This window comes from Actinophytocola sp., from assembly GCF_035762905.1.
Lineage (GTDB): Bacteria > Actinomycetota > Actinomycetes > Mycobacteriales > Pseudonocardiaceae > DASYTH01.
The window spans coordinates 1-10,549 of record NZ_DASUCC010000116.1 but is presented as its reverse complement, the minus strand read 5'-3'; the positions used below and the strand labels follow the sequence as shown (position 1 = coordinate 10,549).

The window sequence follows — 10,549 nt, the reverse complement described above, 5'->3', positions numbered from 1 at the left end:
ACCCGCTTCCTCGAACTCGGCCCCGACGCCATCCTCACCGCACTGACCCCGCACTGCGTAACCGAACCGATCGTGACCACACCAGCCCTGCGCCCTGGCCGCGACGACCCGCACACCCTGCTCACCGCCCTGGCCACCCTGCACACCCACGGCACCCCCATCGACTGGCCCGCCATACTCACCCCCTACGCCAGCCAGACCATCGACCTACCCACCTACCCCTTCCAACGCCAGCGCTACTGGCTCACCGCCACCCCCGCTCCGGCCGAGGCGTCGGTCCGCACCGACCCGGCCGAGGCCAACTTCTGGACCGCGGTGGAAAATCAGGACTTCGCCACCATTGCCGAGACCCTCAACCTGCACGCCGACAACGGGCTGGCCACCGTGCTCCCGGCATTGTCCGCCTGGCGCCGGGAACGCAACACGCAGTCCATTGTGGACGAATGGCGGTACCGGGAGAGCTGGACCCGGATCCCCGACCCGACGGCCGTGGTGGACGGCACCTGGCTGATCGCCGTGCCGGACGGCACCGGGGACCGCGCACCGGCCGACGCCCTGCGCGAGCGCGGCGCGGAGCTGGTGGAGATCGAAATCGGCGCCGCCCCGGACCGAGCCGCGCTGACCGCCCGGCTGCGCGACGCGGTGGCCGGCTCCGGCGGCATCGCCGGAGTGCTGTCCCTGCTCGGCGGCACCGGTCTGGACCGGACGCTGGTTCTGGTCCAGGCACTCGGCGACGCCGAGATCGACGCCCCCCTCTGGTGCGTCACCAGCGGCTCGGTCTCGGCCGGTGCATCCGACCGGCTGACCGACCTGACCGGCGCCCAGGTCTGGGGCTTCGGCCGGGTCGTGGCCCTGGAACGGCCCCGTCGCTGGGGTGGCCTTGTCGATCTGCCGGCCGACCTGGACGAGCGCGCCGCCGACCGGTTCGCCGGAATCCTGACCGGAAAGTGCGGGGAGGATCAGCTGGCGGTGCGGCCGGATGGCGTGTTCGCCCGCCGCCTGGTGCGGGCGAACGCCGTGGATGCGTTGCCGGGCAACGGCTGGCGGCCGACCGGCCGGGTGTTGATCACCGGCGGCACCGGAGCGCTTGGCGGGCACCTCGCCCGCTGGCTGGCCGTACACGGCGCCACCGAACTGATCCTGGTCTCCCGCTCCGGCCCGGCCGCCCCCGGCGCGGCCGAACTGGTCGCCGAACTGGCCGACCTCGGCGCCGACGCCACCGTCATCGCCGCCGACATCGCCGACCGCGACGAGGTTTCCGCACTCCTGCAAGCCCACCCGGTCACCTCCGTCGTGCACGCCGCCGGCACCACCGGCTCGACCGGACTCACCGACCTCACCCCCGCCGAACTGGCCAACACCCTGCGGGCCAAGGTCGACGGCGCCCAACACCTGCACGAACTGCTCGCCGACACCCCCCTGCACGCATTCATCCTGTTCTCCTCCATCGCCGGCATCTGGGGCAGCGGCGGCCAAGCCGCCTACGCCGCCGCCAACGCCCACCTCGACGCCCTCGCCCAACACCGCACCAACCAAGGACAACCCGCCACCGCCATCGCCTGGGGACCCTGGGCCGACGCCGGCATGGCGATCGCCGAGGAGGCCACCGAGTACCTGCGCCGTCGCGGACTCGGTGTGCTGGCACCGGAACTGGCGATCCGCGCGCTGGCCCAGGCGCTGGACGCGGGGGAGACCCGGTTGACCGTCGCCGACGTGGACTGGGAGCGGTTCGCACCGGCGTTCACCTCCACCCGCCCCAGCCCGTTGCTCGCCGAGCTACCCGAGGCGCGGCGGGTGCTCGAGGCGAACGAGCGGGCGGCGGCCGCGCGGGCGCTCGACCCGTCCGGTGGGCCGGACCAGCAGGGGCTGACCCAGTTCGGCGAGCGGCTGGCCGCGGCCACGCCGACCGAACGTGACCGGGCGCTGCTTGAGCTGGTGCGCACCGAGGCGGCCGGGGTCCTCGGACACGACAGCACCGCACCGGTTTCCGCGCGCAGCCAGTTTGCCGAGCTCGGCTTCGACTCGCTGACCGCGGTGGACATCCGCAACCGTCTGGCCGAGGCGCTCGGCCTGGCACTGCCCCCCACGCTGATCTTCGACTACCCGACGCCGGCCGCGCTCGCCGAGTACCTGGGCACCGAGATCACCGCCGGAGCCGACGCCGAGGCCGGCGAGGCCCGTATCCGCGCCGCGCTGGCCGCGCTGCCGATCGCCCGGTTCCGCGAGGCGGGCGTGCTCGACGTTCTGCTCAGGCTGGCCGGAATCGACGACGACCGGCCCGAAGACCATCCCGTGTCCGCGGATCCGGATGCCATCGACGAGATGGACGTCGATGCGCTCATCCAGACCGCTTTGGACAACCCGGATTCCGCATTGGGAGCTGACCAGCATGACTAGTCGCGAGGAACAGGTCGTCAAGGCGCTGCGTGCGTCGCTCAAGGAGACCGAGCGGCTGCGGGAGCAGAACCGGCAACTGCTGGCGGCGTCCCGAGAACCCGTCGCCATCGTCGGGATGAGCTGCCGCCTGCCCGGTGGCGTCCGCTCACCGGAGGATCTCTGGGAGCTGGTCGTGTCCGGCACCGACGGGTTGTCCGGGTTCCCGACCGATCGCGGCTGGGATCTGGCCGAGCCGGTGTCCTACCCGCGCGAGGGCGGATTCCTCGACGACGCCACCGAGTTCGACGCGAGCCTGTTCGGCATCTCCCCGCGCGAGGCGCTGGCCATGGATCCCCAGCAGCGGCTGGTGCTCGAGGCCTGCTGGGAGGTTCTGGAGCGGGCCGGGGTGGCGCCGGACTCGTTGCGCGGCAGCCGGACAGGGGTGTTCGTCGGCGCGTCGAACGCCAACTACGGTGCGGGACTGGACTTGCCCGAGGAGGTGGCCGGGCATGCCCTGACCGGCACCGCGAACAGCGTGATCTCCGGCCGGGTGGCGTACACGTTCGGGCTGGAGGGGCCGGCGGTCACCGTCGACACGGCCTGCTCGTCGTCGCTGGTCGCGCTGCACCTGGCCGCGCAGGCGCTGCGCTCCGGCGAGTGCGCGCTTGCGCTCGTCGGCGGCGTGACGGTGATGCCGACCCCGGCCACGTTCGCCGAGTTCCACCGGCAGGGCGGGCTGGCCGCGGACGGCCGGTGCAAGTCGTTCGCCGGCGCGGCGGACGGCACCGGGTGGTCCGAGGGCGTCGCGGTGTTGCTGGTGGAGCGGTTGTCCGACGCGCGCCGCAACGCGCACCGGGTGCTGGCCGTGCTGCGCGGTTCTGCGGTCAACCAGGACGGCGCGTCCAACGGGCTGACCGCGCCGAACGGGCCGGCGCAGCAGCGGGTCATCCGGGACGCGCTGACCAGCGCCCGGCTGCTGCCGTCCGATGTGGACGTCGTGGACGGGCACGGGACCGGGACTCGGCTCGGCGACCCGATCGAGGCCACCGCACTGCTGGCCACCTACGGCCGGGACCGGCCGGCGGATCAGCCGCTGTGGCTCGGTTCGCTGAAGTCCAACATCGGCCACACCCAGGCGGCCTCCGGGCTGGCCGGTGTGATCAAGATGGTGCTGGCGTTGCGGCACGGCGTGTTGCCGATGAGCCTGCACATCGACGAGCCCACCCCACATGTGGCGTGGGGACGGGGCGCGGTGCGCCTGCTCACCGAGGCCAGGGCTTGGCCGGATCACGACCGGCCGCGCCGGGCCGGCGTGTCGTCGTTCGGTGTCAGCGGTACCAACGCACACGCGATCATCGAGGAGGCCCCGCCGGTCGAGCTGGCGGCCGAGGCGCCGGTGACCGGTCCGGTGCCGGCCGTGCTGCCCTGGGTGGTGTCCGGCCGGACCGCAGCCGCCCTGCGCGGCCAGGCCGCGGCGTTGCTGGCCCAGGTGACGGCCGATCCCGGTCTGGCGCCGGTCGACGTTGGCCGGTCGCTGGTGTCGTCCCGGGCGTTGCTGCCGCACCGGGCGGTTGTGCTCGGCGCGGACCGGGCCGGCTTCACGGCCGGGCTGGCCGCGCTGGCCCGCGGCGAGGACGCCGCGGCCGTGCGGCGCGGGTTCGCCGCGGACGGTGCCCTGGCGTTCCTGTTCACCGGGCAGGGTTCCCAGCGCGCCGGCATGGGCAAGCAGCTCTACGCCACGCATCCAGTTTTCACCCAGGCATTCGACGCGGTGTGTGCGCGGTTCGACCTGGACCGGCCGCTGCGCGAGGTGATCTTCGGCGAGCCGGAGTCGGTGAACCAGACGGTGTTCGCTCAGGCCGGTCTGTTCGCCTTTGAGGTGGCGCTGTTCCGGTTGCTTGAGTCGTGGGGGATCTCGCCGGACTTCCTGCTTGGCCACTCGATCGGTGAGTTGGCCGCCGCACATGTGGCGGGCGTGCTGTCCCTGGCGGACGCCTGCACCCTGGTGGCCGCGCGCGGAAAGCTGATGCAGGCGTTGCCCACCGGCGGAGCCATGCTCGCCGTGCGGGCCACCGAGGCTGAAGTCGCCCAAGCCATCGCCGGTCTCGAGGACCGGGTGAGCATCGCGGCCGTCAACGGCCCGACCTCGGTGGTGATCTCCGGTGACGCCGAGGTGATCGACGAGCTGGCTCCCCGGTGGGAGAAGACCAAGCGGCTCACCGTCTCGCACGCCTTCCACTCGCCGCACATGGACCCGATGCTGGCCGAATTCCGGGCCGTTGCGGAGACCCTGACCTACCACCCACCCCGCATCCCGGTGATCTCCACCGGTGCGGTGACCGACCCTGAGTACTGGGTGCGCCACGTCCGCGATGCGGTCCGGTTCGCCGATGGCCTCACCACGTTGCGGGACAACGGGGTCACCACGTTCCTGGAGCTCGGGCCGGACGGGGTGCTGGCCGCGCTGGTCGGCGACGGAGTCGCGGCGGCGGTGTGCCGGGCCGGCCGGGACGAGCACGAGACGCTGCTCGCGGCGGTCGCCGAGGTGTCCGTGCACGGATCCGCCGTCGACTGGCCTGCGGTGTTCGCCCCGTGGGGCGGTAACCCGGTGGAGCTGCCCACGTATGCCTTCCAGCGCGAGCGGTTCTGGCCGGACGCCGTGCCGGCCGCCGGAGCGCCACGGGATGAGGCCGAGGCCGGTTTCTGGGCCGCGGTGGAGTCCGGCGACCCGGACGCGGTCGCGAGCACCCTCGGACTGGACGCACCGGACTGGCTGGACGCGATGCTGCCGGCGCTGTCCGCATGGCGCCGGGACCGCCGGACCTCGTCCACGGTGGACGGATGGCGGTATCGGGTCGGCTGGGCACCGGTGCGCCCCGTACCGGCGCCGGAGCCGGGCACCTGGTTGGTCCTTGGCACCGACGACGAGATCGCGGCCGCGCTGCGGGCATCGGGCGCCACGGTGGTCCCGCTGACCGCCGGCGACGACCGGGCCGAGCTGGCCGAACGGCTGCGCCCGGCCGGAGGGGTCACCGGTGTGCTCTCCGGTCTGGACGCGGCCGCGACCCTGGTTCTGGTGCAGGCGTTGGGTGACGCCGGGATCGACGCGCCGTTGTGGTGCCTGACCCGCGGTGCGGTCTCGGTCGGGCGCTCCGACCCGCTGACCCGACCCGAACAGGGTCTGGTGTGGGGCCTTGGCCGGGTCGTCGCCCTTGAGCACCCGAACCGCTGGGGCGGTCTGGTGGACCTGCCCGAGACGCTCGACGACCGGGCGACCGCCCGGTTGGCCGCCGTGCTGGCCGGTGCCGAGGACCAGGTCGCGATCCGCGCGTCCGGGGTGTTCGCCCGGCGGCTGACCCACGCCGCCGCGGCACCGCAGGACGGCGCCGGATGGGCACCCAGCGGCCCGGTGCTGATCACCGGTGGCACCGGCGCGCTCGGCGCGCACGTGGCCCGCTGGCTGGCCGGCCGCGGTGCGCGGCACCTGGTGCTCACCAGCCGGCGCGGGCCGACCGCCCCCGGCGCGGCCGAGTTGGTCGCCGAACTGGCCGAGCTGGGCGTGACCGCGACCGTGGTCGCGTGTGACGTGGCCGACCGGGGCGCGCTGGCGGCGCTGCTGGCCGAGCACCCGGTGACCGCGGTCGTGCACACCGCCGGCGTCGAGCATTCCGCCCCGCTCGTCGGACTCGATCCGGCCGAGTTCGCCGATGCCATGCGCGCCAAGGTGTTGGGCGCGACGCACCTGAACGAGCTGCTGGGCGACGGGTTGGACGCGTTCGTGCTGTTCTCCTCGATCTCCGGGGTGTGGGGGAGTGGCAACCAGGCGTCCTACGCCGCCGGCAACGCCTTCCTGGACGCGCTGGCCGAGCATCGCCGGGCCCGTGGCCGGGTGGCCACGTCGGTGTCCTGGGGTCCGTGGGCGGACGCGGGCATGCTGGTCGACTCGGCCGAGGCGGAGGAGTACCTGCGCCGGCGCGGTCTGCTGCCGATGCGCCCTGAGCTCGCGGTGGCGGCGCTGGGTTCCGCGCTGGACTGCGACGAGACCTGTGTGACGGTGGCCGATGTGGACTGGTCCCGGTTCGCGGTCGCGTTCACCGCCACCCGGCCCAGTGCGCTCATCGGCGAGCTGCCCGAGGTGCGCGCCGCCTTGGCCGAGACCGATGCGGAGCGCACCGGCGGGCTGGCGGCCGAACTGGCCGAGACGGCGCCCGCCGAGCGTGCGCACGTCGTACTGGAGTTGGTGCGCCGGCAGACCGCCACGGTGCTCGGCTATGCCGACGTGGCGGCGGTCGAGGCCGACCGGCCGTTCAAGGACCTGGGACTGGATTCGCTGACCGCGGTCGAGGTGCGCAACCGGGTGGCCGGCGCGGCCGGCGTACGGCTGCCGGTGACGCTGCTGTTCGATTACCCCACACCGCGTGCGGTCGCCCGGTTCCTGCTGGCGACGCTGACCGGCGCGGCCGGCGCGGATTCCGCTCCGGTCGCCGGATCGGGCGCCGCCGACGAGCCGATCGCGATCGTCGCGATGAGCTGCCGCTACCCCGGCGGCGTCGCCTCCCCGGAGCAGCTGTGGGATCTGGTCGCCGGCGGCGTGGACGGCATCACCGCGTTCCCCACCGACCGCGGTTGGGATACCGAGACCGAGGTTTCCTATGCCCGGCTCGGCGGTTTCGTGCCCGACGCCCCCGACTTCGACGCGAGCCTGTTCGGCATCTCCCCGCGCGAGGCGCTGGCCATGGACCCCCAGCAGCGGCTCATCCTCGAGGCCTGCTGGGAGGTTCTGGAACGGGCCGGTCTGGCCCCCGACTCCTTGCGCGGCACCCCGACCGGTGTCTTCGTCGGCGCCTGCATCTCCGGCTACGGCGCCGGAATGCGCATCCCCGACGAGGCCGCCGGCCATGCCCTGACCGGCGGCGCCAACAGTGTGATCTCCGGTCGGGTGGCCTACTCGTTCGGCCTTGAGGGGCCCGCCGTCACCGTCGACACCGCCTGCTCCTCGTCCCTGGTTGCCCTGCACCTCGCCGTCCAGGCCCTGCGCAACAACGAATGCACGATGGCCCTGGCCGGCGGGGTCACCGTCATCCCCACCCCCGTGGTGTTCGACGAGTTCTCCCGGCAGGGCGGCCTGGCCGCCGACGGCCGGTGCAAGGCCTTCTCCGCCGCCGCTGATGGCACCGGCTGGTCCGAAGGCGTGGGTGTGCTTCTGGTAGAGCGCCTGTCCGACGCGCAGCGCAACGGCCACCAGATTCTGGCCGTGGTCCGCGGTTCCGCGGTCAACTCCGATGGTGCCTCCAACGGCCTGACCGCCCCCAACGGCCCGTCTCAGCAGCGGGTGATCCGTGCCGCGCTCACCAACGCGGGCCTCGTTCCGTCCGATGTGGACGCTGTGGAGGCCCATGGCACCGGCACCACCCTCGGCGACCCGATCGAAGCCCAGGCCCTGCTGGCCACCTACGGCCAGGACCGCGAAACCCCCCTGTGGCTGGGCTCCGTCAAGTCCAACATCGGCCACACCCAGGCCGCCGCCGGCGTGGCCGGCGTGATCAAGATGGTCATGGCCATGCGCCACCGATCCCTCCCCACCACCCTGCACGCCGCCGAACCATCCCCGCACGTCGACTGGACCTCCGGCGCGGTGTCACTGCTGACCGAAACCCGCCCGTGGCACGGCGACCGTCCCCGCCGCGCCGGCATCTCCGCGTTCGGTGTCAGCGGCACCAACGCCCACGTGATCATCGAACAGCCGCCGGCCCAACCCGAACCCGAGTCGGCCGCAACCGACCCCACCGATGTGCCGGTGCCCTGGCTGCTGTCCGCCCATTCGGCGCCGGCCCTTGCCGCACAAGCCGTCCGCCTGACCGACCTGCCCGACAGCTCCCCCGTGGACGTGGCCTGGTCGCTGGCCACCGCCCGGGCCACCCTGGACCACCGCGCCGTCGTCCTCGACCCCACCACCCTGCCCGACCTGTCCGCACCGGGTGCGGTGCGTGGCGTGGTGTCCGAGGGCCGAACCGCCTTCCTGTTCTCCGGTCAGGGTTCCCAGCGTCCCGGCATGGGCCAGCAGCTCTATGACACCTATCCCGTCTTCGCCGACGCGTTGGACGCGGTGTGCGCGCGGCTGGACACCGAGCTTGACCGCCCGCTGCAGCAGGTCCTCTTCACCGACTCCGACTTGTTGAACCAGACGGTGTTCACCCAGGCCGGCTTGTTCGCGCTGGAAGTGGCGTTGTTCCGGTTGCTGGAGTCGTGGGGCGTCACGCCGGACATCCTGCTCGGCCACTCCATCGGCGAACTTGCCGCCGCCCATGTGGCCGGGGTGCTCTCGCTGGACGACGCCTGCACCCTGGTCGCCGTCAGAGGAAGGCTGATGCAGGCGCTACCCACCGGCGGCGCCATGCTCGCCGTCCAGGCCACCGAAGCAGAGATCGCCGAAGCCATCGCCGGCCGGGAAGACCGGGTGAGCATCGCCGCGATCAACGCCCCCACCTCGGTCGTGATCTCCGGTGACGAAGCGGTGATCGACGAACTGGCCCCGTCCTGGGCAAAGACCAAGCGCCTCACCGTCTCGCACGCCTTCCACTCCCCGCACATGGACCCGATGCTGGCCGAGTTCCGCGCCGTCGCGGAAACCCTCACCTTCCACCCACCCCAACTCCCGATCGTGTCCAACGTGACCGGCCAACTTGCCGACCCGCACGAGATCCAAACCCCCGACTACTGGGTCACCCATGTCCGCCAAGCGGTCCGGTTCGCCGACGGTCTGACCACCCTCACCACCAACGGCGTCACCAAGTTCATCGAGCTGGGCCCGGACGCCGTACTCACCGCGCTGACCCAACAATGCGTCGCCGCCCCCGTCGCCGTTGCGGTCTCACGTTCCGGCCGACCCGAACCCGACACCCTCCTCGCCGCCGTGGCAACCGCCTGGGTCAACGGCATCCCGGTGGATTGGCCGGCAGCGCTGCCCCAGGGCCGTCGTGTCGACTTACCGACCTATGCCTTCCAACGCCAGCGGTTCTGGCCCAACGCCCGCCTGCTCTCCGGCGAACACAGTGACCACCCGATACTCGGAACCCCAGTCTGGCTCGCCGACGACGACGGCGCCGTCCTCACCGGCCGCCTCTCCCTGAACACCCACCCCTGGCTGTCCGCCCACGTCGTGCACGACACCGTGGTCCTGCCCGGCACCGCCCTGGTCGACCTGGCCCTGCACGCCGGCACCCATCTCGGCTGCCCCCAACTCGCTGACCTGACACTGGAAATCCCCCTGGCGATCCCGGAGCGCCACGCAGTCCAGATCCAGGTTCGCGTGTCCGCACCTCACGACGACGGCACCCGCCCCATCACCATCCACGCCCGCACCGCCACATCGGAGTCCTGGACCCGCCACGCCACCGGCCTACTCACCAACACCCCACCCCCCACCCCCGAAACACTCCACACCTGGCCCCCCCGACACGCCGAACCGGTCACCATCAACAACCTCTACGAAGGCCTCGCCGCCGCCGGCCTCACCTACGGCGAACAGTTCCGTGGCCTGCAATCAGTCTGGCGCACCAACACCGAAGTCTTCGCCCACGTAACTCTCCCCGACGGCGAACCCGACCAATTCACCCTGCACCCCGCCCTGCTCGACGCGGCCCTGCACGCCATCGCCCCCGGCCGCCTCCTCACCGATACCGACACCGCCCACCTCCCGTTCGCCTGGACCGGCGTCGCACTACACGCCACCGGCGCCTCCACCCTCCGAGTCCGTCTCACCCCCGCCGGCCCGGACGCGATATCCCTCACCGCCTACGACGCCTCCGGCGCCCCCGTGGTGTCAGTGCAGTCACTCGTACTTCGCCCCGTTCCCACCAATCGCCTCACCACCCCCACCCCCGCAACGGATTCCCTGTTCACCATCGAATGGACCTCACTGTCCCTTCCCGACACCCCAAACCCCACCCCCAACACCGATATCCCGGTGTTGCACGCCGATTCCGACGACGTGTTGGGGCAGTTGCAGTCCTGGCTTGCCGAGGAGCACGCAGACAAGCTTGTCGTTGTGTCCCGTAATGCGGTGGCTGCCGCTTCGGGTGATGTGATCGCTGATCCGTGCCGGGCTGGGGTGTGGGGTTTGGTGCGTTCGGCGCAGTCGGAGCATCCGGACCGGTTGGTGTTGGTGGATATC

At 72.3% G+C, this 10,549-nt stretch carries 2 protein-coding genes; both read left to right on the top strand.

What is annotated here, in order from left to right; all coding sequences use genetic code 11:
* Positions 1-2,397: SDR family NAD(P)-dependent oxidoreductase (locus tag VFV67_RS24725; protein ID WP_326473022.1), on the top strand; the 2,397-nt coding region annotated here is incomplete at its 5' end.
* Positions 2,333-10,549: type I polyketide synthase (locus tag VFV67_RS24720; RefSeq protein WP_414636342.1), on the top strand; the 8,217-nt coding region annotated here is incomplete at its 3' end. The genes VFV67_RS24725 and VFV67_RS24720, both read left to right, overlap by 65 nt.